The organism is Bombilactobacillus sp. ESL1187 (assembly GCF_058107155.1).
On the sequence record NZ_JBYLTZ010000001.1, the window covers coordinates 990,973 to 1,015,161 of the forward strand.

The following is a 24,189-nucleotide window of genomic DNA, read 5'->3' on the forward strand; positions in this document are numbered from 1 at the left end:
GGTATTTGGTTTAAAAACTGTCGCCGGTAATCTGTTTGGTGGGAATAAGTTTTAATTGTGGTGCTTGCGAACTGTGATCTTTGGTAGTGATTTTTTGATGTAATAATTGAATAGCGGTTTGCCCAATTAAAAAGGAGTCTTGGCGAATGCAGCTAATTTTTGGATTAATCACTTGCATCCAATCAAACTCTTCGTAGGTTGCAACTCCATAATCTGCGGGATAACTATAATTGAGTGTTTGCATAGCTTTTAATAACCGTAGTAGTACCCGCGCATTCATACAGAAAAAACCAATCTTTTTATTGCGTTGTTGGTGCATGATGGTGGCTAGATTATTTGTGAATTGTTCGTATTCTTGATCTAAGCCGTTATGTGGCACGGTTAACAAGTGATCGACCGTGTTGCGATAACCGGTGGCTTTTAAAAAACCTTCAAAGCGCTGAGTCCGAGTACTAATGTTTTGAAAGGGCCAAGTGACAAAGTATAAATCATAGTTTTTCTGCTTCATCTTAGCAACTAATTGTTTGACTGATTCGACGTTATCAGTTGCAACAGTGTCAATATTCAAGGGACTTTGTTGGCGGTCAACCATGACAGTTGTTTGATTCGACAGTGATTTATAGACCGGACTATCCGGATTGACTGGATCGACGATCATGCCTGCCACTTTCTCATTAGTTAAACGGATAATATTATCCATTTCCTTTTGTTCACGATTGTTCGAATTGGTAAAAAGAACGCGGTAGTTGAACCGATCGCATTGATCGTAAATACCAGATAACATTTGCGAAGTAAAAGGATTAGTAATGTCGGCGAGAGAAATGCCAATAGTGTTATTTTCGTTGCGGGCCAAATTGCGGGCACTACCGTTAGGAGCAAAGTTAGTACTGCGAACAATGGTTTCTAATTTTTGTCGCGTTTTTAATGACATTCGTTGGTAATTACCGTTTAAAAAATTAGAGACAGTGGCGGTTGAAACGTTTGCCATTTGGGCAATATCTTTAATTGTTAATTTTGTCATAATGTAACCTTCGAACAGAGATAATTTTTATCTTTAGTATAGCAGATTCGTGCGGGCAAATGGTAAATGACCTTTAACCGTTAAGTTAAAAGGTTAATCGTTTAATATTGATATTTATTTCACAAAAAATTAAAGGAGGTGATAAAATGCCAAAATATATTGCCAATACTGTTGTTTTTCAGCACTTGATTCAAGCACAGGTGCCATATCAAAAAATTATGCAACAAACTAAATTATTGGGTTTTGATGTGCTGGAGTTACGTAGTGAATGGTTGGATTTGCAGCCATTAGCTTTACAACAACTACAAAAACAAGCCCAACAAATTAATTTGCCGTTGTATTTGAGTATTAATGATGTTTTGTTTCAAGCCGGACAACTAAATCCTAAATTGTCACAGTATGTCCACTTACAGCAAACTTTACAGGCACAGTCGTTAAAACTGAATTTAGGTGAATTTGCGCCTACGAATGCTAATTGGGCAACGCAATTAGCGCAAATTTTGCCAGCAGATTGTCAATTAGAGATTGAGAATAATCAAACCCCGACTCAAAGTGATTTGACACAAACTGCACAGTTCTTTCAAAGTCTCACCCCACAATTGACAAACGTTCATTATTGTTTTGACGTGGCGAACTGGTATTGGCTAGATGCTAGTATTACTCAAGCCTGGCAAACTTTACAGCCAGTCACGAACTACTTGCATTTGAAAAATGTTCAAAATCAACAAGTGACGACGGATTTAATGCAAGGATCAATTTCATGGTCAGACTTTTTGCCGACAGTGTCGAAAGTTGAGCAAATTGGTTTGGAATATGCCACTGATCAGGCTACGTTAGCGCAAAATTTACAACAAATTCAACATTTGTTAGCGCAGTAAGGAAGGTGAAGTTATGTTAGAAACAGTCAATCAAATATTTCAAGTTTTTGGTGCTAGCGTAGTGGTTCCGATCATGATTTTTATTGTCGCAGTTTGTTTACGGGTAAAAGTTAAAACAGCGATGATGAGTGCGTTCTATGCAGGAGTTGGTTTAACTGGCTTTGGTTGGATTATTCAAGCTTTTACACCAGTTGTCACGAAAATCATTAAGCAAATGGTCAACCAAACGGGAATTAAATTACCGGTCGTAGATATTGGCTGGCAAGCAGGCTCGTTAGCTTCGTTTGGTTCATCAGTTGGTTTAAGTTTCTTCGTTTTTGGTTTAATTGCGGAGTTGTTATTATTTGCTTTCGGTGTGACTAAAATCTTTATGGCTTCGAATTTATGGAATAATTTTGGTTTTATGATTTGGGGCACGTTATGTTATTACGTTACGCATAACTTCTGGTTATCTTTGGGACTATCATTCTTTATGTTACTATATGCACTATTATTAGCAGAAGTCCAAGCGGATCGTTGGTCTGATTATTATGGGGTGAAGAATGCATCAGTCGCTTCGCTACATAATATTGAGCAAGTGATTCCGGCTATTATTTTAGATCCATTGTGGAATTTATTAGGTTTTAACAAGGTTAAGATGACTCCGGAATACTTTAAAAATAAACTGGGTGTCTTTGGCGAACCGACAACGTTAGGAGCTATTTTAGGTTTATTGATTGGCATTTTGGGTAACTTAACGAAACTGGGGACTTTAAAAGCTTGGGGGCAAATCTTATCCTTTGCGATTGAGTTGTCAGCGGTCATGACAATTTTCCCATTAATTACGGACGTCTTTTCCAAAGCCTTTACGCCGTTGGCAGATGAAATTGACAAGCGCAAAAAGCAACAAACGCAAACTGCGAGTCAAGTTGATCCGGTCAAAGATAAAAAGCGGTGGTTCTTGGGCGTTGATGATGGCGTTGGTTATGGTGAACCTGCAACCATTATTTCGGGCGTGATCTTAATTCCAATTATGGTGTTAATCGCCTTTATCTTACCGGGAAATAAAACTTTGCCAATTGTGGACTTGATTTCCTTGCCGTTCATGGTGGAATCCATTGTCGCCTTAACACGGGGCAATATTTTAAAAGTAATCGCGAACGGCATTGTTTGGTTTAGTTTAGGCTTGTATGCTTCTAGCTGGTTAGGCAGCATTTATACGGGAGCTGTGTCACATTACGGTGCGGCAATTCCAGCTGGCATTGTCTTGATTACGAGTTTTAATTTGATGGCACGGCCCTTGAATGCACTAGTCTTTGCTGCCTTTATTTCGAAGAATCCACTGTGGATTGGTTTAGTAATTGTTGTTTACTTGGTACTGTTGTATGTATTACGCAGATATCGGCCACAGATTTGGCGCTATTTGAACAAGATGGCGGATAAAAATGCTGGTTACGCTGGTAGTCAAGAAAAAATTGAGTATTGATTTGAGAAAGGAAGTTTCATGATGAAAAAAATTGATGGACATTTACATTTAGTACGGTCAATTGCTGGCTTAAACGGCAAAGGACGCATGACGCCTTTAGGTCATGGGCAAACGATTTGGGATGATGGTACATTAGTCAAATTAATTCCTGATGGCTGGGGTGATGATAATTTCTTAGCCGAATCAGCATTGCAAGTGATGGATGACAACGGTATTAATAAGGCGGTTTTATTACAAGGTAGTTTGAATGGTTACCAAAACTATTATTCTTACCAAACAGTTAAAAAGTATCCTGAGCGTTTTGTGGCCGCTTTTTCGGTTGATCCTTTTACTGAAAATGCGATGCAAATTGTGCGGCGGCATGTCGAAGACTTAGGCTTTCGGGCTTTAAAGTTTGAAATTAGTGAAGGTGGCGGTCTGCACGGTTATCACAAACCATTTCGCTTAGATACTAATCCAGAAGTGGGTAAGATTTTGCACTATTTAGCGGACTATCCTGGTTTTGTCATTACGACTGATTATGGTGATTATACTCAATTTAGTTATGAACCCGAAGCAATCGCCACCTTAGCACAGCGCTATCCACAGTTAGATTTTGTGGTTTGTCACTTATCTTTCCCGAATGCGGATCATTTGGATCGTTTAGAAAATGCATTAACCCAATGGCAACCGTATGACAATATTGCGACCGAATTATCAGCTATTCAAGACATTGAAGGGGAGACGGAATTTCCATTTCCACGGTGTCAAAAAGATGTGCGCTTAGCTAAGAGTGTCCTAGGTGCTAAACGGATTTTCTGGGGCACAGATTCTCCGTGGTCTTCAACTTTTAACTCCTATCATAATTTAGCAACTTGGTTAGAAGCGACGGATATCTTTACGCCTAGTGAATTAGAAGATGTGATGTATAACAATGCCGAACGCATTTACTTTAAAGAAAAAAATGTGCAAGCCATGCGGGTAGCCGAAGATCCCGTGTTTAAAAAATAATTCAGACTAGTCTAAGCTACGTACTAGACAAATAAAGCTAGTTGAGAGTGCAACTAGAACTTCAAGCTAATGGGTTCACTGATGAATTAATAAAGGAGCAATCAATTAATGAGTAAAGCAAAAATTTTAGTCACAGGAATTATTCCGGAAGCGGGTTTAACGGAATTAAAAGCCACGTTTGATGTGACCTATGAACCAGAAATTGAAACGCGCGCCTGGATTTTGGAGCATTTAAAAGAATACGATGGTCTGTTATTAATGGGCACCAAAGCTGATCGCGAACTGATTGATGCGGGTCCTAACTTGAAAATTATTACCGCTAATGGTGTAGGTTTTGACCATATTGATATTGAGTATGCGAAACAAAAAGGTATTGTGGTAACTAATTGTCCCCAAGGGGTGCGTGTACCAACGGCGGAAATGACGATTGCCTTGATCTTGGCAACGGTGCGGCGCTTACATTTTTATGATCAACTGGTCCGGCGCGGCGACTGGGTTGATGTTTCCGAGCAGAAATACATGGGCATGAGCTTACAAGGTAAAACTTTAGGGGTTTACGGTATGGGCCGCATTGGTTCGCAAGTAGCAGCATTTGCCCAAGTTTTAGGCATGCAAGTTATCTATAATGATGCACGTCGATTAGATAGTGACTTGGAACAAAAATTAGCCGTGAAATATGTTGATTTTGAGACTTTGGTTCAGCAAAGTGATGTGATTACGTTACATGCGCCTTCCTTACCATCGACCATTGGTATTTTTAATGCAGCTGTTTTTCAGCAGATGAAACCAACTGCTTATATCGTAAATGCCGCTCGGGGAGTATTAATTAAGCAAGATGATCTCATCAAAGCTTTACAAACCGGCGAAATTGCGGGGGCGGGATTAGATGTTTTTGAAACAGAACCCAATATTCCACAAGCTCTAAGAGACTTAGATAATGTAGTCTTAAGTCCACATGCCGGGACGGGTACGTTAGAAGCGCGCACGGCGATCGCGCAAGAAGCTTCGACTAACTTGATTAATTACTTCCAAGATCACAGTGCGCCTAATCAAGTTAATCAGTAAATTTAAATAAAAAGTTAATCGCAAGCTTTAGCAGATGTTCGTCTGATTCATAGGAGGCTGGGGCAAATTGTTGTCCTAACCTTCTTTTATTTTTGAATAGAGGCAAGGTGTTCCAAATGAAATTTAAAAAAGTTTTTAGTGATCAATTGGATCACTGTTATGCTTTGTTACACTTACAAGCTTTAAATCAGGATTTTTTGATTGTTGCTTCCGAAGAAGACCAACCTTGTTATGCCTATGATTTAAATCATCATTGGCAAAAAATCACTGTTTGGCCCAATATTGGGGGCACGATGACGTTAGTTGCTATTCCTGGCACTTTGAATTTTTTAGCAACACAAAAGTTTTATCCCGGCTTTAACTCAGCCACCTGTCGGATTGTCAAAGAAACTTTTACGGGACACGGTTGGCAACAAACAATTGTCGGTGAGTGTCCGTATATTCACCGCTTTGATATTATTCCCAAAACCGGGCAAACGGGCTTTTGGTATGTTGGTTGCTCGATTGCTAACAGTAAACAAAAGACGAACGATTGGTCAGATCCCGGTAAAATTTGGGTGGGGGAATATGATGATGATCAAGCACGCCTGCTTAACCTGCACGCACTCAAACAACGCATTACGCAAAATCATGGTTATCAGCGTTTAGCGACTTGTTCTTTAATCACGGGTCGAGAAGGAGTTTTTCGTTTAAGTTGGCCGACTGAAACGCAGTCGTGGCAGTTACAGCAATTGACCACAGCCGCGACGTCCGATATTTGTTGTGCGGATATTAATCAAGATGGTGCGCCAGAGTATTTAACCATTACGGATTTTCACGGGGCACATTTACGCTTATATGATCAACATTTTCAGTTATTGCAACAAACAACCACTCCCACCCCCTTTGGACATGCACTTTTTGGCGGGCCGATTGGTAGTCGAGAGTATTTCTTATTTGGTTGGCGAGCTGGGCAACAAGGCTTAGCGTTAATTGAGCATCCCGATTTAAAACTGCAATTAATTGAAACTGGTGTTGGCCCCAGTAATGTTTTGGTATATCAAAAGCAACAACAATCTTATTTGTTAGCGGCTAATCGCGAGGCGAATGAAGTGGCAGTTTACCAAATCTTGCTGGATTAGGAGGAATAGGTCATGCAGTATTATTTAACGATTGATAATGGTGGTACCAAAACCAAAGTAGTGATTTGTGACCTGAACGGGCAACAGGTAGCAGTTAGTGCGTTTCCCACTCAAAAAGTCCGAGCAGATGCGGGTTTTCAAGAAATTAAACTGCAAGATTTATTGGCACATTTGGGTCAAGCCATTAGGCAAGCTCTGACACAAGCAGCCTTAAGCGCTGAACAAATTGCCGCAGTGACGGTTGTAGGACATGGCAAAGGGCTATATCTCTTAGATCGTCACCAGCAAATTTTTCATAATGGTATTTTATCGACTGATCAGCGAGCTATTGAGCTAGCACAACAATTTGAAGCGCAAGTTACTCAAATTTATCCCATTAGTCAACAACACGTCATGGCTAGTCAAGCGCCCGTTTTATTAGCTTGGCTCAAACAAAATCAACCGGCCGTTTATCAACAAATTGGGACCGTTTTCTCCAATAAGGATTTTATTCGCTACCTGTTAACGGGAGAAATCTATCAAGAAATCGGTGATGCTTCGGGCAATAACTTGCTCAATTTGACAACGCAACAGTATGATGAGCGCCTACTTGACTTCTTTGGGATCCCCGAAATCAAAGCAGCCTTGCCACCATTAGTGCAAGCAACCACGATGTGTGGGCATTTAACCGCAGCTGCCGCGCAAGTGACCGGCTTAAAGCCCCAAACACCAGTTTTTGGGGGCATGTTTGATATTGATGCTTGTACGTTAGCGACGGGCGTTTTGGATGAAAGTTTATTAAGTATGATTGCAGGTACTTGGAATATGAACTTACTAGTGGGTTCGGCGCGTGCCCCCCAACAATTAGGTTTGATGAATTCGCTCTTTGTGACACAACAAAATTTAGTCGAAGCCTCTAGCCCGACATCAGCCGGCAATTTGGCTTTAATGATTAAAATGTTGTTAGCTGATGAAACGCTTAACGCAAAGAAACAACAGCGTTCAATCTATGACTATTTAGAAGATTTTTTAAAGGTTACCGATCCGAGTTATGCGCAGGTCTTCTTCTTGCCATTTCTGTACGGGAGTAATGCGCATCCCGATGCGCAGGGAGCCTTAATCGGTTTACGGAGTAATACCAGTAAATCTGAGTTGATTCGGGCAGTTTATGAGGGTATTTGTTTTGCACATAAGACCCATGTCCAACAGTTATTACAAGTCACCACGCAGCCACAAGTTGTTCGCTTGTCTGGTGGAGCGGTTAATTCAATGCAATGGATGCAAATGTTTGCGGATGTTTTGCAATTACCTGTGGAAATTCCGCAAGCTACGGAATTAGGCGGGTTAGGAGGTGCCATTTGTTGTGCGGTGGCTCAAGGGGCTTGGCCCGACTTTAAAACGGCCGTTCACCAAATGACACACGTTAAGCAACGCTTTGAACCAGATTTACAAGCTAGTGCTGTGTATCAAGCCAAATATCAAGTCTATCAAGAATTAGTGCAAGCTTTAAATACTAGTTGGCCAGCCGTAGTGCAGTTACAGCAACAATTGGGAGGTACAAAATGATTACTAATCCATTAGGTATTTACGAAAAAGCATTACCGCAAAATTTAACGTGGCAACAAACGTTTGAATTGGTACATGAATTAGGGTTTAACTTTTTGGAATTTTCGATTGATGAAAGTGATGAGCGCTTAAAACGTTTAACGTGGAGCCGTCAGGAACGGCAAGAATTTCGGCAAGCTTTGTGGGCAACGCATAGTCATATTAATACGTTAATGTTGTCTGGACACCGGCGTTACCCTTTGGGAGCGAAGGATCCGGCAATTCAAGCAAAGGCGCTGACTATGATGCAACAAGCACTCGACTTAGCGGTAGACTTAGGCATTCGAAATATTCAATTAGCGGGCTACGATGTTTATTATGATAAAAAGACTCCGTTAAGTCATGAACTATTTATTGAAAATTTACAACGCTGTGTCGATATGGCAGCCTCCAGATTAGTCATGCTCTCCATTGAAACGATGGATGATCCGTTTTTAAATTCCTTGAGTAAAATTCAAGAAGTTAAACAGCAAATTGCTAGTCCATGGCTGCAAGGATATCCGGATATTGGCAATATTTCAGCATGGCCGCAAAATGATGTTATTACTGATTTAGAGATCAATATGAAACAAATTGTGGCGGTTCATTTAAAAGATACTAAAAAAGTAACTACTACTAGTCCGGGCCAGTTCAAAGAAGTACCCTTTGGTCAAGGTGACGTAGATTTTGAAGGGTGCTTACGCGCTTTTAAGCGACTCGGTTATGCTGGAAGTTTTACAGTAGAAATGTGGAGTCAAAAAGCTGCTGATCCCGTGGCTAAAGTGCGCCAAGCGAAGGAATTTTTTGACCAATTGTTTGCGCAAGTGGGCTTAAAGCAAGCTGCTCTATAAAACAGGTGCTAAAAGTTGAGGATTAGTTGAAATCCCAGTTGTCAGCAAATTTTTAATTGAGGGGGGTTAACATGTTAGAACAATTAAAACAAGAAGTTTATGAAGCCAATATGCAATTACCGAAATTAGACTTAGTGACTTTTACCTGGGGTAACGTCTCGGGCATTGATCGTAAGCAAGGTCTCTTTGTCATTAAGCCTTCGGGAGTAGCATATGATGCTTTGCAACCAGCAGATTTAGTGGTGGTTAATTTGCAAGGGCAAGTCGTTGAAGGTGACTTGAATCCTTCAAGTGATACTCCTACGCATGTGGTTTTGTATAATGCTTTTCCCAAAATTGGTGGGATTGTGCACACCCATTCACCGTGGGCAGTTGCTTTTGCGGCTGCTAAAATGGATATTCCAGCTTTAAATACGACCCATGCGGATACTTTTTACAATGATATTCCGGCAGCGCGGGCTTTGACCCAACAAGAAATTGAAGCGGGTTATGAAGAAAATACCGGTCAAGCCATTGTAGAAACTTTTAAGGAGCGCCACTTGGATTATCAGGCGACTCCGGGAACATTAGTGAGTCAACACGGACCGTTTGCTTGGGGAAATGATGCTCAAAATGCTGTCTATAATGCCAAAGTGCTGGAAACAGTGGCCGCTGAAGACTATCATACGATGCAATTAACCCGAGCTAATTGTCATTTGCCGCAATATTTGTTGGATAAACATTATTACCGAAAACATGGTGATAATGCATATTACGGTCAAAAATAATTTTTAAAAATGCTTTTCAATACAATAACTAAATGTGAGTAACGCTGTGACCCCCGAAGCTAGGACAACTTCGGGGGTCATATTAGTTGCAATTTGGTCTGGAGTTCGATGGCGTTAGGACAATGCTGAATGAACCATCTTAATGTGTGGTGTTGACTCAAAGATGAACGGTTGTCCTTGACTGACAAAGTCGAATTTTTGATAGAACGCCTCAACTTGTTGTTGTGCTTCAATAGCAATTGGTTTGCCGGGAAATTGTGCTGTAATGGTTTGGAAGATCTGTTCCATTAATTCTCGTCCTAAGCCTTGACCACGATATTTTTGATCAGTTACCACACGGCCGAAAGTAAGATGGTCGCCTTCTGGAAAAATGCGCGCATAGGCGATAACTTGCTGATCAACAATGTTAAAGACATGCCAAGCCGTTAAGTCGTGAGCATCAACTTCTTGATAGATTCGTTTTTGATCAACGACAAAAGTTTTAGTTCTTAAAAAATAGATTTGGTATAGTTCGTAAGGAGTTAATGTCTCGAAATTTTTTGCCTGCCACATAAAATTTACCTCATTTCTCAAACAAAATCGTATTGATTAATTTAAAAGCTTGATACAACTGGGTCTGCTGCTGTTCAGGAACAGAAGCGATAATTTTTTGGATTTGTGCATCCGATTTTTGATTAAGGTAAGCCACAGTTTGCTGACCATGGGAAGTTAAGAAGATATCCACCGAACGTAAATCCGTTGAAGAAGGTTCTTTTGTGATTTCCTGTTTGCGCACAAGTTGATTGATTAAACGGCTAGTATAGCTTTTATCCAGATGTAACGACCGAGACAGCTTCATCGGCGTGACTGGATAATGAAAACTAATCTCTAAAAGCATTCGACTCTCGGGCCAAGTTAAGTCAGTATCAAAAACTTGCTTATCTAGGATGCCTAATAGTAAAGTATAATGTCGGTTGAAATGCCGAATTAACTCAGCTGAGTTGGGATCCATTCCCATATCACCTCCCTTTTGGCTTATTATAATAACAAGTAGTGGCTTTTGTCCACTAAAAATAATCAAAATTAATTTTTATGTTCTTATTTAGAGTTAAGGATAAAATACGCTGTGACATTGTACGTTTAAATTTACAAAAAAATTCGGGGGCTCAGTCTGATTAAGATATCCTGAAAATAAAAGCTGGTTTTTCAAGTTTGTGAATTGAATTTGATTATATTTTTTATAAGTTAAAACTTAGTAAACGATATTATGACCTAAAAATAAACGCTTTAGTGTCGCTGAATAGCACAGATAGTATTATAATGATATTGTGAATTTTGAAAGGAGTGTCTCTTATGGCATATCAAACAATCTATCCTTATACAGGTGAACTATTAAAACAGTATGATGATGCAACACCAGCTGACCTTGAAGCAGCACTAGCTACTGGTCACCAACTCTACAAAACAATGCGCGACCAACCAGTGGCTGAACGTGCCCAAATTTTACACCAAATTGCGCAAGCGCTCACAGAAAATGAAGATGAGTTAGCAAAGGCAATGACCTATGATATGGGTAAGTTATTGACGGAGGCTAAAGGCGAAGTGCAATTGTGTGCGGCCATTGCCGAATACTATGCGCAGCACGGTGAAGAATTAATGCAGTCAGTTCCATTAGAAACCCCTGCTGGTAAAGCTTATTACTTAAAACAAGCAACTGGAATTATTGTGGCAGTTGAACCTTGGAACTTTCCACTATATCAAGTAGTGCGGGTCTTTGCTCCGAACTTTATTGTTGGTAACCCCATGATTTTGAAGCATGCTTCGATTTGCCCAACTTCAGCCCAAAAATTAGCGGACTTAGTTTTAAAAGCTGGTGCCCCGAAAGGCGCATTAACCAACCTCTTTATTAGTTATGACTTGGTGTCAAAAGCCATTCATGATCCGCGCGTAGCTGGGGTTTGCTTAACTGGTTCTGAACGTGGTGGCGCTTCAGTAGCGAAAGAAGCCGGTGACGCCTTGAAGAAGTCGACTTTGGAATTAGGTGGTAACGACGCCTTCATTATTTTAAGTGATGCTGATGACGCTGAATTAAAGAAGATTGCCCCGGATGCACGGTTGTATAATGCGGGACAAGTCTGCACTTCTTCCAAACGTTTCATTGTCATGGCCGATAAGTATGACAGTTTTGTTGCCATGTTAAAGGAAGCTTTTGCGAATGCTAAAATTGGTGATCCCATGGATCCCACAACGGTTGTAGCACCTTTGAGTTCAAAGAGTGCGCAAGAAAAATTACAGCAACAAGTTGATACGGCTATCGAACATGGTGCCAAATTAGTTTATGGTAATGAACCAATTGACAGCAAAGGTTTCTTCTTCCAACCAACAATTTTAACTGACATTGACAAAGATAATCCGATCTTTAATCAAGAAATGTTTGGTCCGGTTGCTTCGGTTTATAAAGTTAATTCCGAACAAGAAGCGATTGATTTGGCGAACGATTCAAGTTACGGCCTAGGCAATACGGTCTTTTCAGGTGATGTCGATCATGCGAAAGCTGTGGCTGCGAAAATTGAAACGGGGATGTCCTTTATTAATTCTGGCTGGGCTTCTTTACCAGAATTACCATTTGGTGGCGTCAAAAACTCTGGCTATGGTCGGGAATTAAGCGATTTGGGCTTAAATGCCTTTGTTAATGAACACTTAGTGTTTGAACCAAAGAAATAAATTTTACAAAATTGAAGTAATCAAAAAGATTCGCCTACTTTGGCGAATCTTTTTTTTACTACTTATTTTTATAAATACGGGTATTGATAAATTCCATGACGGCTAAAATGATTAAACCGCCGCCTAATAAACGAAAGAAAAAGCGCAACATATCAAAGGGATTAAAGACTAAGGCAATGCCTAAAATAATTAATAACAAAGAGTAGCAGTAGTCCCACCACGGAGTCACATTGATATATTTGCGATTGCTGCGGGCGTTAAAAAATTGATTGACGCCGTTAACTAATAAGACAATGCCTAAAATAACGGGTAAGAGTGGAAGCAAGAGGTGGGCAATGGGAAAGATGAGAATTGCTAGTAAAAAAGAAACTACCGCAGTGGTGTACGGGCTATTATTGTCGCTATGACTTTTGGATAAGAGCCAACCATCATGTAAAGCGATTAATCCTAGACCGATCAGGTAAGCAGAAATTAAATATAAAATCGCGTTTAAACTTTTATCGGGATTAATTAAAATAACAATTCCGGTGACTGCGAGAAAAATAATTCTGAGCCAGCGATACCAATTAAATTGGCGATAATATTGTTTCATAGTCAATAACTCCTCTTTGTGTGAATCACGTTCATAATCAAGGGCAATTTTTGTTAAAGCAATTGGAATTTTAGTTGTTCGAGTCCCTGCCGTTTTAGTTTACCACTGCTGGTTTTCGGTAAAGCTGCGACTTGCCGAAATTCCACGGGAACTTTATAGTGTGCTAAATATTGGCGACCATAGGCGGTTAATTGTGCGGCAGTGACGGGCTGGTTCAATTCGACATAAGCAACGGGAACACTACCCCAGTGACGATCAGACTGGTGGGTCACACAAATATTGTGAATTTGGGGTAATTGTTGGTACAGATTTTCAATTTCGGCGGGGAAAATATTCTCACCACCAGAAACGAACATATCATCAATTCTGCCTTGCACGAATAAAAATTGTTCATCATCCAGATAGCCAATGTCGCCCGTTTTAAACCAGCCATCAGCGGTTAATTTTTGTTGAAATAATTCCGGCTTTTGCCAATAACCCGGGGTTAATGCTGGAGATTGGAGCTGGATCTCACCGTTTGGCGCAATGCGAATTTGATTGCTGAACAAAGCTTGACCACAAGAGCCTAATTTACGTTGTGCATCTGGAGTATTTAAGGCTACAACATTGGAGCAGGTCTCGGTCATGCCATAAGATTGCACTACCGGAATATGTTGGTCTTGACAAACTTGTAAAGTTTTTTGATCAATGGGGGCTCCCCCGAGAAACATTAAGCGAAATCGGGAGTTGTAGGCAGTAGTTTTAACTTGCAAGAGCTCCTGGAGCATAGTGGGGACCACTGACATAATCGTGATTGGTTGTTGACAAAGTAATTGATTATCCTTGGTAGCGTCAAACTTATCTGCTAGATACAACGGAATGCCGTAAATTAAAGAGCGCAGCAAAATAGAAAAGCCTGAGATATGAAACAATGGTACCACGCACAGCCAACAATCACTGGCCGTAATTTGAAAATTCAATAAAGTGTTCATGGCAGAGGCCCAGTGATTACCATAAGTTTGCAACACACCTTTCGGTTGCCCCGTGGTTCCCGACGTATACATCAAACTAGCCACATCGTCACTTTGAATGCTGAAAGTGGAATAGGGTTGGGGCGCTAATGTGGATAAAGAATGTGGAGTAATGATTTGAACCTTATCTGTTGGCAATTGTAAGTCGTTTTGATCACTCAGACAGAACTTTACTTGAGCATCTTGTAATTGTTGGACTAATTCGGTCGCGGCTAAGCGAATATTGCAAAAGACAATGGTCGCATTTAATTGTTGCAATGCTAAGATATTCAAATAAGTATCTAGAGTATTGTGTCCAAATAACCCCACATGATCTTGTGGGTGAATGGATAAGTTGGCCAATTTTTGGGCACGATGTTTGACTAATTGTTGAATTTGTTGGAATGTATAGTACTGGTCTTGATAATATAAGGCTATTTTGTTAGGTGATAATTGCGTTCGTTTGTTTAACCAGTTTTGCATTAAAAACTTCTTTCTAAAGGCTGAGCCTCAAAAAAGACTGGAACCACTGTTGGATTTCAGTCTTTGGTTACTAGGTGTGCGATGAAGATCATCAAATGTTTAGGTTTGCAGCTTGATAATTGCGCTCCAAAGAGCAAAAGAATGTATCTAACTACGCCAAATTCAAAGTCAAAAAACGACTTTTAAATTGGGCTAGGTTAGTCTTCAGCTTTTAACCAGTTTTGTTCACAGCTTGTTATGGGAACTTGGGGAACTTATCGAAATCGGGTTCGCGTTTTTCTAAGAAAGCGTCACGACCTTCTTTACCTTCATCTGTCTCATAAAATAACATGGTGGAGTCGCCAGCAATTTGTTGCAGACCGGCTAGGCCGTCCGTATCAGCATTCATAGCAGCCTTAATAAAGCGAATGGCGGTTGGTGATTTCTTTAAAATTTCGTGACACCAAGCTAGCGTTTCCGTTTCAACGTCGGCCAACGGAACGACTTTATTGATCCAACCCATTTCAAAAGCCTCTTGGGCACTATAAGGTTTGCATAAAAACCAGACTTCTTTGGCGCGCTTATGGCCAATGACTCGGGCTAAATAAGCGGAGCCATAACCGGCATCAAAACTACCAACTTTTGGTCCTGTTTGCATGAACTGGGCATTATCAGCCGCGATGGTTAAATCACAGACTAATTGTAAGATATTACCCCCACCAACGGACCAGCCTTTGACCATGGCAATCACGGGCTTCGGGATCACGCGAATTAAGTGTTGTAAGTCTAAGACGTTGAGCCGGGCAATTTTATCTTTACCAACGTATCCACCGTTGCCGCGCACTTTTTGGTCACCACCGGAACAAAAGGCTAAATCGCCTTGACCGGTTAAGATAATTACACCAATACTTGCGTCGTCACGGCAATAGTTAAAGGCCTCAATCATTTCTTGAATCGTGTCCGGAGTAAAGGCGTTACGCACCTGGGGGCGATTAATTGTAATTTTGGCGATTTTATCTTGTCGCTCAAATAAAATTTCTGAATAATTCTTAATAGTTTGCCAATTCGTCATAAAATTTTCCTTTCTGGAGGTCAGAACAATCGATTTAATTCAATATCTCGGGATCAAAATCCTACACCAAGCTCCCCAAACGGTTTTATTGCAATTACTCATTACAGCACAAGTCTTACAACCGTACGGCCAGTTGCATGGAGGTATGAATAGTGTTTTAGCCGAAACCGCGGCTAGTTTAGGCGCTAATTTAAATTTACCAGCTGAGCAAGTAGCCGTCGGCACACAAATTCAAACGAATCATTTACGTTCGGTGAAGCAAGGTGAATTATTTGCAGAAGCACACCCGATTCAAATTGGTCGGCGGATTCAAGTTTGGCAAGCTAGTACTTATCAAACTTCAATCCAAGAGCCAACTAGTATCAGTACTGTCACCTTGATGGCAGTAGCTAAATCCTCTAAATAACATCTTAGCATATCAAAGTTTGGTGTTGAGGAAAAGTGCTAAGTTGATTCTTTAGAATTGGTGGTCCAAATTTTGCAGGAAGGGGGAGATTGTAGCTGTCTTCACAAATGAATGTGAAAATATTAAATTTTTCCTAATTAATTAGGATTGGGCATTTAACTTTTGTTTGTGATTGATTCGTGGTAGAGTAGAATAATGTAATTTCAAGATGTTGTTCAGATTTAATCGGAGATGGAGAGATATAATGAAAATTAATGCTGCCGATAAAATGGTTCAAGTTATGCAAGCTTGGGGCATTGATAATGTATATGGTTTACCTGGGGATTCTGTAGATACAACCATTGAAGCTTTGTATCGCAAACGCGATCAAATTAAATTTACACAAGTTCGGCATGAAGAAGTTGCTGCGTTAGCTGCTGCTTCGCATGCCAAATTAACTGGTCAAGTGAGTGTTTGCTTGTCCATTGGTGGACCTGGTGCCATTCATATGTTAAATGGTTTATATGATGCTAAGATGGATCACGCACCAGTTGTGGCTATTTTGGGTCAAATTCAATCTCATTTATTAAATACTGGTTTCTTCCAAGAAGTCAATACACCACAATTGTTCGAAGACGTTGCTGTTTATAATCGTTTGGTAACTAACCCAGAAACCTTACCAGCAGTTATGGACGAAGCAATTCGGGCCGCTTATACGAATAAAGGCGTTGCAGTTTTGACGATTCCAGATGATGTACCGGATCATAAAATTTCTGATACGTTTAAACCAACGGCTGATCAATTCCGTTTGGATGCTCCTAGTGCTGATGTGAAAGATATTGATCAAGCTTTAGCCATGATCAAAAAAGCCAAAAAGCCAGTAGCTTTGATTGGTGTCGGTGCTAAAGAAGCGCAAGAACAAGCTAAAGAATTTGTGGAACGTTACTCCATTCCATTTATTCAAACAATGCCCGCTAAGGGAACCATTGATGATGATCATCCCAATGCGTTAGGACAAATCGGTAAATTAGGTACGAAACCTGCTTATGAAGCAATGTTTAACGCCGATTTATTAATGTTAATCGGAACTGATTATCCTTATGCACCTTATATCAACCAAAAGATTCCAACAATTCAAATTGATAATGACCCAAGTAAAATTGGTCACCGTCATAATATTGATTTGGCGATCGTGGCAGATACCAAAGATGCATTAACCTTATTAAATACCCGTGGCGAAGTGATCAGCGATCGGCCATTCTTAAAAGCTTGTCAAAAGAATATGCAAACTTGGCGCGCTTGGATGAACGACGTTAAGAACAAGAAGCATAATGGCGTTTTACCATCCAAGATGTTTGCTAAAATGAGTGAAGTGGCACCAGCTAATACGGTTTGGTCCGTTGATGTGGGGACTTCAACTTCATTTGGTGCCCGGTTTGTTGATGTTAAGTCCACGCAAAAATATACCATTTCTGCATGGTTAGGAACTATGGGCTGTGCTTTACCGGGATCCATTGCTTCTAAAATTGCGATGCCACAACGCCCAACTTATGCAGTTTGCGGCGATGGTGCTTTTGCCATGGTCATGCAAGACTTTGTTACTGCAGTTAAATATGATTTGCCAATGGTCGTTGTTGTGTTAAATAATCATTTGTTAGCCTTCATTGAATATGAACAACAATCTGCGGGCCAACAAAATTACGGCATTGATTTGGCAGATATTGATTTTGCTAAATTTGCTGAAGCTTGTGGTGGTATTGGCATCAATGTTACTAACGATGAAGAATTTGCTCAAGCTATGGAACAATACAAGAACCCTACTAAGCCAGTTTTAATTAATGCTGCGGTTTATGATGAAGCTCCATTACCAGGTAAGATTATTAAAGATGAAGCTGAAGGTTATTTGAAGTTTGGTTTTGAATATTTCAAAGACAAGTTCCAAATTCCTAAGATGCCACCATTGCGTGAAATCTTACGGCAATTCTTATAAAATATAGTTTGCTGAAAGTCGTTTTCGAGAGAAAATGGCTTTTTTGGTATAATAATTTTTATAAAATGGATAGCAATAAAAAATAAGATTTTAACCAGGTTGTTTCAATTAACCTAGAGTTAAAATCTTATTTTATTTACATATTGAATGAATCATTTCAATCTAAATAAACTAAGGATTATTTTCTTAATTGAAAAGCATTCTCCACTTTCTCGAAACCAATCTTTGGATAATATTCCATTGCTTTGGGTGCCGCTAATAAATAAAGTTTGGTGTGCGGACCAATTTGTGTGTTTAATTTGTTAACTAATGTTTGACCAATACCTTGTTTTTGATAATTAGCATCTACGGCTAGGTCACTTAAGTAGCAAAGATCATAGCCAGAATCAACTAAGGCGCGGGCTACCCCGACTAGTTGGTCTTGATCCCAAGCAGTCCAGAGAATATCAGAATCCTTTAAGACTTGCGCAATCTTTTTGGGTTGCTCAATTGGGCGGCGCAAAGCTAAAGTGGATCTTTTTAAAAGATCAATATAGGTTTCAACTGGTACGTTGACTTGGTTACTGTAAGTAATCATGCTTGCACTTCCCTGAGTATTATAGTTTGTTTTATATGATAAATTAGTTTTGAAACTTATTCAATAATCCGAGCAAAATCCGATACAAGATAGCGTTGTTTATCGTTCCCTTGTTCGGCAGCTACGCCGACGGATAAGAACATAATCGGAATTAAATGGGAATCAATATTTAAGTAATCCATGACTTTAGGAAAATCAACGCCACGCATCGCCACGGAATCATAGCCAAAACACCGCACCACATGCATTAAGTTCATCGCAAATAAACCAGTGTCTAAATTAACACCTTGCGCAGTTTTATCTTCAGGGTGTGTTTGATAAAAGTTTTCTAAGCCCTGTTGATATGAAGTAATGGCCGTTTGATCATGGGCGTTTAACAAGCCATGATTAATGGAAAAATCGGTTAGAGTTTCGGTTTGATAAGCGGATAAATCGCCTAAAATAAAGAACAGTGCTGAGGCTGTTTCGACTTGCTCTTGGTCAGAAGCCAACTGGCGTAAAACTTTTAACTTAGCTTTGTCTTTGATCACCACGACTTTCCAGGGCTGCGCGTTGTTACTAGAAGGTGCCGTGGCTGCCAACTCCAACATTTTATTAATAGTTTCATCGGAAATAGTTTGGGTCGGATCATATTTACGAATGGATTTACGTGCTACTAAAAAATTAATCATCTCTTGGTTCATGTTTTAGCCTTCTTCTTATTTAATCTAACTTTATTATAGTTTTATTGTTAAAAAATGAAAAGGCTAACATTAATTGCTAGAAAAATTTTATTAATTTAAATTAGCGGTCTTTTGATTGAATTATCTTAAACAAATTTCTTACTCATTGCTTGTTTTAAATTAGTTGAAAATTGTATATTACAAAACGGTATTATTTCAAAACATCAACGCTTGCCACTATTTGCATGGTCGGGCTTTTCAGTGTATATATTTACTATATATTTGAGAGGAGATTGACATGTTTCAAGTACAAAGTAAGCATTGGCATCCTGTGGCAAAAATAATGTTCTTAATGTTAGGATTTTTATGGTTGTTGGGGTTTGTTAATATCAGTAATATTTCAGCTACAACTTTAACAAATCAGCAATTAATACAATTGAAGTATACAGTTAAACAGTATCCACAAAATTATGCGATTTTGAATGATAACCAACCAGTATTTAATGTTTCAGACCAGCAAGATATTAAAACTCAGACTGCTAATTTGCAATTCTATCAAAGTAGTAATGAAGATCAACAAGTTACAACATATCAAGGTTTTGATTGTTTTGGTCGTACTCAGACTGTTACCAGCTTTGTACGTGAAAAAGATGTCATTAAGCATTCTGCGGCAGTTATGAAGCGCCCTAATTTTCCGGCTACTACAAAGGTATCGGGACAATATAGTGATGGTCAATTTAACCAGACAATGCAAAAATGGAGTGGTCATCAAAGCAATAATCGGATTGTTACTTTAGATGGTTATCACGGCTATGCTTACAATAAAAGTCATTTATTAGCTTGGTCATTGGGGGGATCAATGAATAGTGACAATGTTATTTGGGGTACGAGAGCACAAAACGTTGGCACCAATAGTCAAAAAACACCGGGAGGGATGGCTTACTCCGAAACTTTGACGCGCAATTATTTGAAGCATTATCCGGATGATGTTGTTTATTATCAAGCAACACCATTATATTCTGGAACGGAATTAGTGCCGCGAGGGGTTCATGTGCAGGCTATTTCTTTAAAAGATGTTCCAGGATTGAGATTGAACATATGGGTCTTTAATACGCAAAACGGTTTACAATTAAACTATCAGACGGGAAGATTACAACAAAGCATGGGTGCTAAGGCTGCTTAGTGCTGGATTATTAAATATAATTAAGTCTTCATCAATAGTTAGGAACTTACTGATTATGATGAAGACTTTTTTAGTGATAAAATAATTGATTTTGCTGCAGTTAAAGCTCAAAATCTTTATAATAAATAAGTGAATTTTTTTACAATGGTCAAAAGGAGACGGCGATGACTTTATTTTTTAAAAATATTGAACGACAAAGTGCAACTTTAAGTACCGCAGAACGGCAAGTGTTTGATTACTTGAAACGCGCAGCATCTGAATTTTTAAAGCAGGATATTGCCCAAATTGCGCGGCAAACTTATGTTTCGACAGCAACGGTTAGTCGGACGATCAAAAAATTGGGTTATCAAAATTTAACGGAATTTAAGTTTTATTTGCGCAAAGCGTTGGAAGGCGAGCAAGCAGAGCAAATCACCAAAAGGGATTTTTTAAAGCATTCGGGTGCAATTCCTCTGATTGGGCGCGAAGACTTAGATTTATTACAGTTAAAGCGGGTGACGCAATTAATTAATCAAGCGCACCATATTGAATTTTTAGGACTGGGACCGTCTTATACGGTGGCAGTGGATGGTGCGCGGCGCTTAATGTTTGCAGGTAAAAATTCTTCGAGTCGTTCCGAATGGGATGAGATTGATCGGGTGGTCTCCACGATTGATCCTAGCGATTTGGTATTTTTGATCTCTTGTTCCGGAGAAACCGCGGTGATGGGGCGTTGTGCGGGAATTTTACAGCAACGGTTGGTTAATACGGTTGGCATTATTGGCAATGTTCAGAGTTCTTTGGCGGGGAAAGTCACCGAAGCTTTTGAGCTGCCAGTTCCGAACATTTATTATCAAGATTTGGATTTGTCGACGCGCATTCCACTTTTACGGTTAGTGGAGTTAATTATTGATGAGTATATTTACCAATATTGTTTGTAGTTACCAGATTTACTAGGTCGTTCGTTTTTTATTGTTAAAATTGTAACCATTTACAAAAAATGTAAATTCCGACATTATCCTTGAAAGGGCTATTTTCGCCAGTAAATTTGTTTTATTCTGTAATCGTATTCAAAAAAAGAGAAGGAGTAACGAGATGTCGGAACAAGAAGAACCAAAGAAAAAAGTTACTGCTTGGGAGTTTTTCCAAGGTTTAGGTAAAACTTTCATGTTACCAGTTTCGTTATTGGCATTTATGGGCTTGTTATTAGGAATTGGGAGTGCCTTTTCCAGCCCGAGTATGCTTAAATTATTACCATTTTTAAAGATCACACCAATTCACTTGATCTTTCAGTTTATGTCGACAATTGGTGGCTTTGCCTTTACTTATTTACCAATTATGTTTGCGATGGCGATTCCGTTAGGTTTAGCCCGTGAAGAAAAAGGTATCGCTGCTTTTGCAGGATTTGTGGGCTATTTTGTGATGAATATGTCCATTAACTTTTATTTAAAAGTTACCCATCAACTAGTTCCTGTCAGCAAAATGCAAGCTGCCGGTCAATCGAACACCTTTGGGATTCAAACTATTGAAATGGGTGTTTTAGGTGGAATTATTGTCGGTTTAATTGTGTATGTTATTCATATTCATTTTTATCAAACGCAGTTACCAGATTCGTTTGCATTCTTTAGTGGCACGCGTTTTGTGCCGATTATGACAGCCTTGGTTATGGCTTTAGTGGGCTTAGTCATTCCCATGATTTGGCCGATCTTTTCAACAGCTATTAACAGCTTAGGCTGGCTGATTCAAAAAGCCGGTGTCTTTGGACCATTTATCTACGGTACTTGTTTACGGTTATTGATTCCACTAGGTTTGCATCATATTTTGTTAGCGATGATTCGTTTTACGCAAGCTGGTGGGACCGCAGTGGTGGCCGGTCATCACGTTGTCGGAGCGTTAAATATCTTTTATCAGGAATTGCAACACGGCTTGCCGATTAGCCACCATGCGACCGCCTTCTTATCGCAAGGTTATATGCCTACGATGATGTTTGCTTTACCAGCAGTCGCATTAGCGATTTATAAAACGTCCTTCCCTGAAAATCGGAAGAAAGTCAAAGGTTTGTTGATTTCGGGAGTGATTGCTTCGTTTGTAACGGGAATTACGGAACCAATTGAATTCTTATTCTTATTTATTTCACCAGCTTTGTATATTTTCCATAGTATTATGTCTGGTTTAGGTTATATGGTGATGGCCTTATTAAATGTTGGGATTGGTAATACTGATGGTGGTATTTTAGATTGGCTGATCTTTGGTGTCTTGCAAGGCCCCGCTACTCGTTGGTGGATTGTCCCAATTGTCGGAGTGGTTTGGTTCGCTATTTACTACTTTGTTTTCAAATGGGCCATTGAAAAGTATAACTTAAAGACTCCTGGTCGTGAAAAGCACGCTAGTGCAACAGATACAGAGGATTCAGGTGAGCAATTCGATGTGCCACAAATTTTGGCAGGTGTTGGTGGTGCCGCTAATATTGTGAACGTCGATAACTGCGTGACCCGCTTACGTTTGATTGTTCAGGATACAGATTTAGTGAATGAAGAACAATTGAAAGCAGCTGGAGCGTTAGGAGTTATGATTTTAGATAAACAAAATGTGCAAGTGATTATTGGCACCCAAATTGCCACAGTGCGTAAACAATTTGATGCGGTATTAAAAGAGCAATCAATCGGTAAAGGAGAAATTACACAAGCTGATGGAGTATAACTTTGATGAAATTATTGATCGTCATGATGAAAAATGTCGCAAGTGGGATCGGACGATTATTGAACACGAATTTGGTCCTATTCCGGACGATTTTATTCCCATGTGGATTGCTGATATGGACTTTCGTTCCCCTCAAGGAATTTTAGATGCTTTCATGAAAGCTAGTCAGCGTGGAACCTTTGGTTATACGTACACGTATCCGGAATTTTATCAAACCGTAGTACAATGGCAACAACAGCAACACCAAGTCTTTGTCGATCCAGCCTGGATTACGTTAGGCTATGGTAGTGTGGCGACGATGTATAATTTAGTGCAACAATTTTGTGACGCCCAACATGGTGTGATGACTTTGACACCCACTTACGGTCCTTTTGGCCGCTGCGCTCGCGATAATCACGTGCCGGTTGGAATGAGTCCGTTAATTTTAAAAAATAATCGCTATGAAATTGCTTGGGATGACTTAGAGCACCAATTACAGGTTCAACAACCACATTTATTATTTTTCTGTAATCCGCATAATCCTTCCGGACGGATCTGGTCGCCACAAGAAATTGAACGCGTGGCCCAACTGTGCTTGGATCATCAAGTAATTATGGTTAGCGATGAAGTTCATAGTGAACACATTTTAAATAATGGTCACCACACTTCAGCGTTGAGTTTGCCGGATAAGTATTTACAAAATTTAATCTTTTTGACTTCACCAAATAAAGTCTTTAATCTCGGTGGCTTAAAAACATCATATTCAATTATTCCTAATCCACAATTACGTGCACATTTGCGCGCTAACTATCAAAAAAATTCGATTACGTCACCGAATATTTTCGGAATTACAGCTATTGTTGCCGGTTATCAAACGGGGAACGATTGGCGGCGCGCGATGGTCGATTATGTTTCACAGAATTATGAATTAGCCCAACAAATGTTAACAGATCAGCGGCTACAATTGATTCCTATGGAATCATCATATCTCTTGTGGGTCAAAGTTAGCGATTTGGGAATTAGTGGTGCAGAGTTTACGCAAGAGTTGGCTACGCAACAAGGCGTTATCTTAGAAGCGGGGACGGACTTTGTCGGTGACGGTCAAGACTTTACACGGATTAATTTAGCAATGCCGCGCTCTCAAATCAAAACGGCTTTATCGCGGATTAAGAAATTTATCGACGGGAGGTTTTAA

At 39.7% G+C, this 24,189-nt stretch carries 23 protein-coding genes; 15 read left to right on the forward strand and 8 right to left on the reverse strand.

All coding sequences use genetic code 11. From position 1 onward, the window contains the following. Nucleotides 1-10: 10 nt before the first annotated feature. Nucleotides 11-1,021, reverse strand: a complete 1,011-nt coding sequence (locus tag AC3B5B_RS04770) for a LacI family DNA-binding transcriptional regulator (protein WP_489769452.1) — start codon at nt 1,019-1,021, stop codon at nt 11-13. Nucleotides 1,022-1,167: 146 nt separating this feature from the next. Between AC3B5B_RS04770 and AC3B5B_RS04775 the strand changes: the two genes are divergently transcribed. The 8 genes from AC3B5B_RS04775 to AC3B5B_RS04810 all read left to right on the forward strand — a co-directional run bounded on the left by AC3B5B_RS04775 (nt 1,168) and on the right by AC3B5B_RS04810 (nt 9,721). Beyond that, on the forward strand, nt 1,168-1,899 hold the full coding sequence (locus AC3B5B_RS04775; protein ID WP_489769453.1) for a hypothetical protein: 732 nt from the start codon (nt 1,168-1,170) through the stop codon (nt 1,897-1,899). Nucleotides 1,900-1,912: 13 nt separating this feature from the next. Next, nucleotides 1,913-3,364, forward strand: a complete 1,452-nt coding sequence (locus AC3B5B_RS04780) for a PTS transporter subunit IIC (protein ID WP_489756732.1) — start codon at nt 1,913-1,915, stop codon at nt 3,362-3,364. Nucleotides 3,365-3,385: 21 nt separating this feature from the next. After that, a complete protein-coding gene (locus tag AC3B5B_RS04785; protein ID WP_489756731.1) occupies nt 3,386-4,354 on the forward strand; it encodes an amidohydrolase family protein in 969 nt (322 codons plus the stop codon). Between the two features lie 108 nt (nt 4,355-4,462). Continuing rightward, on the forward strand, nt 4,463-5,419 hold the full coding sequence (locus tag AC3B5B_RS04790; RefSeq protein WP_489769454.1) for an NAD(P)-dependent oxidoreductase: 957 nt from the start codon (nt 4,463-4,465) through the stop codon (nt 5,417-5,419). Between the two features lie 116 nt (nt 5,420-5,535). Further along, entirely contained in the window at nt 5,536-6,540 is a 1,005-nt protein-coding gene (locus AC3B5B_RS04795; protein WP_489756729.1) for a hypothetical protein, read from the forward strand. A gap of 12 nt (nt 6,541-6,552) precedes the next feature. After that, nucleotides 6,553-8,085, forward strand: a complete 1,533-nt coding sequence (locus tag AC3B5B_RS04800; RefSeq protein ID WP_489769455.1) for an FGGY-family carbohydrate kinase — start codon at nt 6,553-6,555, stop codon at nt 8,083-8,085. Next, a complete protein-coding gene (locus AC3B5B_RS04805) occupies nt 8,082-8,954 on the forward strand; it encodes an L-ribulose-5-phosphate 3-epimerase (RefSeq protein WP_489769456.1) in 873 nt (290 codons plus the stop codon). The genes AC3B5B_RS04800 and AC3B5B_RS04805 overlap by 4 nt, the downstream gene beginning before the upstream one ends. A 71-nt stretch (nt 8,955-9,025) precedes the next feature. After that, nucleotides 9,026-9,721, forward strand: coding sequence for an L-ribulose-5-phosphate 4-epimerase (locus AC3B5B_RS04810; protein WP_489756726.1), 696 nt, complete (start codon nt 9,026-9,028; stop codon nt 9,719-9,721). Nucleotides 9,722-9,835: 114 nt separating this feature from the next. Here the strand turns inward: AC3B5B_RS04810 and AC3B5B_RS04815 are convergent, their stop codons facing one another. Together AC3B5B_RS04815 and AC3B5B_RS04820 are read right to left on the reverse strand one after the other, a co-directional pair. Beyond that, entirely contained in the window at nt 9,836-10,273 is a 438-nt protein-coding gene (locus AC3B5B_RS04815; protein ID WP_489756725.1) for a GNAT family N-acetyltransferase, read from the reverse strand. A gap of 10 nt (nt 10,274-10,283) precedes the next feature. Continuing rightward, nucleotides 10,284-10,712, reverse strand: a complete 429-nt coding sequence (locus tag AC3B5B_RS04820; protein WP_489769457.1) for a MarR family winged helix-turn-helix transcriptional regulator — start codon at nt 10,710-10,712, stop codon at nt 10,284-10,286. A gap of 341 nt (nt 10,713-11,053) precedes the next feature. On the opposite strand from AC3B5B_RS04820, the gene AC3B5B_RS04825 reads away from it, so the two are divergent. Beyond that, a complete protein-coding gene (locus tag AC3B5B_RS04825) occupies nt 11,054-12,424 on the forward strand; it encodes an NAD-dependent succinate-semialdehyde dehydrogenase (RefSeq protein ID WP_489769458.1) in 1,371 nt (456 codons plus the stop codon). Nucleotides 12,425-12,482: 58 nt separating this feature from the next. Here the strand turns inward: AC3B5B_RS04825 and AC3B5B_RS04830 are convergent, their stop codons facing one another. From AC3B5B_RS04830 to menB, 3 genes are all read right to left on the reverse strand, one after another. Further along, complete coding sequence (locus AC3B5B_RS04830; protein ID WP_489756722.1) at nt 12,483-13,016, reverse strand: DUF308 domain-containing protein; 534 nt, start codon at nt 13,014-13,016, stop codon at nt 12,483-12,485. 53 nt (nt 13,017-13,069) lie between these two features. Next, entirely contained in the window at nt 13,070-14,488 is a 1,419-nt protein-coding gene (locus AC3B5B_RS04835; protein ID WP_489769459.1) for an o-succinylbenzoate--CoA ligase, read from the reverse strand. Between the two features lie 235 nt (nt 14,489-14,723). Beyond that, nucleotides 14,724-15,539, reverse strand: coding sequence for a 1,4-dihydroxy-2-naphthoyl-CoA synthase (gene menB / locus AC3B5B_RS04840; RefSeq protein ID WP_489756720.1), 816 nt, complete (start codon nt 15,537-15,539; stop codon nt 14,724-14,726). A gap of 37 nt (nt 15,540-15,576) precedes the next feature. Here menB and AC3B5B_RS04845 point away from each other — a divergent pair, with 37 nt between their 5' ends. Beyond that, complete coding sequence (locus tag AC3B5B_RS04845) at nt 15,577-15,945, forward strand: PaaI family thioesterase (RefSeq protein WP_489769851.1); 369 nt, start codon at nt 15,577-15,579, stop codon at nt 15,943-15,945. A 244-nt stretch (nt 15,946-16,189) separates the two neighbouring features. Then, nucleotides 16,190-17,914, forward strand: coding sequence for a pyruvate oxidase (locus AC3B5B_RS04850; RefSeq protein ID WP_489756719.1), 1,725 nt, complete (start codon nt 16,190-16,192; stop codon nt 17,912-17,914). Nucleotides 17,915-18,092: 178 nt separating this feature from the next. Here the strand turns inward: AC3B5B_RS04850 and AC3B5B_RS04855 are convergent, their stop codons facing one another. Beyond that, the gene (locus tag AC3B5B_RS04855) at nt 18,093-18,491 is read right to left on the reverse strand and encodes a GNAT family N-acetyltransferase (RefSeq protein ID WP_489769460.1); all 399 of its coding nucleotides are present in this window, start codon (nt 18,489-18,491) and stop codon (nt 18,093-18,095) included. A gap of 56 nt (nt 18,492-18,547) precedes the next feature. Continuing rightward, nucleotides 18,548-19,174 carry a nitroreductase family protein gene (locus AC3B5B_RS04860; RefSeq protein WP_489769461.1) on the reverse strand — a complete coding sequence of 209 codons (627 nt, stop codon included), beginning with the start codon at nt 19,172-19,174 and terminating at the stop codon, nt 18,548-18,550. Between the two features lie 277 nt (nt 19,175-19,451). Between AC3B5B_RS04860 and AC3B5B_RS04865 the strand changes: the two genes are divergently transcribed. The 4 genes from AC3B5B_RS04865 (at nt 19,452) to AC3B5B_RS04880 (ending at nt 24,189) form a co-directional block, all read left to right on the forward strand. Further along, the gene (locus AC3B5B_RS04865; protein ID WP_489769462.1) at nt 19,452-20,336 is read left to right on the forward strand and encodes a DNA/RNA non-specific endonuclease; all 885 of its coding nucleotides are present in this window, start codon (nt 19,452-19,454) and stop codon (nt 20,334-20,336) included. 164 nt (nt 20,337-20,500) lie between these two features. Continuing rightward, a complete protein-coding gene (locus AC3B5B_RS04870; protein ID WP_489769463.1) occupies nt 20,501-21,256 on the forward strand; it encodes a MurR/RpiR family transcriptional regulator in 756 nt (251 codons plus the stop codon). Nucleotides 21,257-21,410: 154 nt separating this feature from the next. Then, complete coding sequence (gene malX, locus AC3B5B_RS04875; RefSeq protein ID WP_489769464.1) at nt 21,411-23,015, forward strand: maltose/glucose-specific PTS transporter subunit IIBC; 1,605 nt, start codon at nt 21,411-21,413, stop codon at nt 23,013-23,015. After that, nucleotides 23,005-24,189 (forward strand): MalY/PatB family protein, encoded by a 1,185-nt coding sequence (locus AC3B5B_RS04880; protein ID WP_489769465.1) that lies wholly within the window; start codon nt 23,005-23,007, stop codon nt 24,187-24,189. The genes malX and AC3B5B_RS04880 overlap by 11 nt, the downstream gene beginning before the upstream one ends.

Excerpts from the sequence above, each read along its gene's own strand:
- AC3B5B_RS04770 (WP_489769452.1), bottom strand. The coding sequence starts at position 1,021 with ATGACAAAATTAACAATTAAAGATATTGCCCAAATGGCAAACGTTTCA.
- AC3B5B_RS04775 (WP_489769453.1), top strand. The coding sequence starts at position 1,168 with ATGCCAAAATATATTGCCAATACTGTTGTTTTTCAGCACTTGATTCAA.
- AC3B5B_RS04780 (WP_489756732.1), top strand. The coding sequence starts at position 1,913 with ATGTTAGAAACAGTCAATCAAATATTTCAAGTTTTTGGTGCTAGCGTA.
- AC3B5B_RS04785 (WP_489756731.1), top strand. The coding sequence starts at position 3,386 with ATGAAAAAAATTGATGGACATTTACATTTAGTACGGTCAATTGCTGGC.
- AC3B5B_RS04790 (WP_489769454.1), top strand. The coding sequence starts at position 4,463 with ATGAGTAAAGCAAAAATTTTAGTCACAGGAATTATTCCGGAAGCGGGT.
- AC3B5B_RS04795 (WP_489756729.1), top strand. The coding sequence starts at position 5,536 with ATGAAATTTAAAAAAGTTTTTAGTGATCAATTGGATCACTGTTATGCT.
- AC3B5B_RS04800 (WP_489769455.1), top strand. The coding sequence starts at position 6,553 with ATGCAGTATTATTTAACGATTGATAATGGTGGTACCAAAACCAAAGTA.
- AC3B5B_RS04805 (WP_489769456.1), top strand. The coding sequence starts at position 8,082 with ATGATTACTAATCCATTAGGTATTTACGAAAAAGCATTACCGCAAAAT.
- AC3B5B_RS04810 (WP_489756726.1), top strand. The coding sequence starts at position 9,026 with ATGTTAGAACAATTAAAACAAGAAGTTTATGAAGCCAATATGCAATTA.
- AC3B5B_RS04815 (WP_489756725.1), bottom strand. The coding sequence starts at position 10,273 with ATGTGGCAGGCAAAAAATTTCGAGACATTAACTCCTTACGAACTATAC.
- AC3B5B_RS04820 (WP_489769457.1), bottom strand. The coding sequence starts at position 10,712 with ATGGATCCCAACTCAGCTGAGTTAATTCGGCATTTCAACCGACATTAT.
- AC3B5B_RS04825 (WP_489769458.1), top strand. The coding sequence starts at position 11,054 with ATGGCATATCAAACAATCTATCCTTATACAGGTGAACTATTAAAACAG.
- AC3B5B_RS04830 (WP_489756722.1), bottom strand. The coding sequence starts at position 13,016 with ATGAAACAATATTATCGCCAATTTAATTGGTATCGCTGGCTCAGAATT.
- AC3B5B_RS04835 (WP_489769459.1), bottom strand. The coding sequence starts at position 14,488 with ATGCAAAACTGGTTAAACAAACGAACGCAATTATCACCTAACAAAATA.
- menB (WP_489756720.1), bottom strand. The coding sequence starts at position 15,539 with ATGACGAATTGGCAAACTATTAAGAATTATTCAGAAATTTTATTTGAG.
- AC3B5B_RS04850 (WP_489756719.1), top strand. The coding sequence starts at position 16,190 with ATGAAAATTAATGCTGCCGATAAAATGGTTCAAGTTATGCAAGCTTGG.
- AC3B5B_RS04855 (WP_489769460.1), bottom strand. The coding sequence starts at position 18,491 with ATGATTACTTACAGTAACCAAGTCAACGTACCAGTTGAAACCTATATT.
- AC3B5B_RS04860 (WP_489769461.1), bottom strand. The coding sequence starts at position 19,174 with ATGAACCAAGAGATGATTAATTTTTTAGTAGCACGTAAATCCATTCGT.
- AC3B5B_RS04865 (WP_489769462.1), top strand. The coding sequence starts at position 19,452 with ATGTTTCAAGTACAAAGTAAGCATTGGCATCCTGTGGCAAAAATAATG.
- AC3B5B_RS04870 (WP_489769463.1), top strand. The coding sequence starts at position 20,501 with ATGACTTTATTTTTTAAAAATATTGAACGACAAAGTGCAACTTTAAGT.
- malX (WP_489769464.1), top strand. The coding sequence starts at position 21,411 with ATGTCGGAACAAGAAGAACCAAAGAAAAAAGTTACTGCTTGGGAGTTT.
- AC3B5B_RS04880 (WP_489769465.1), top strand. The coding sequence starts at position 23,005 with ATGGAGTATAACTTTGATGAAATTATTGATCGTCATGATGAAAAATGT.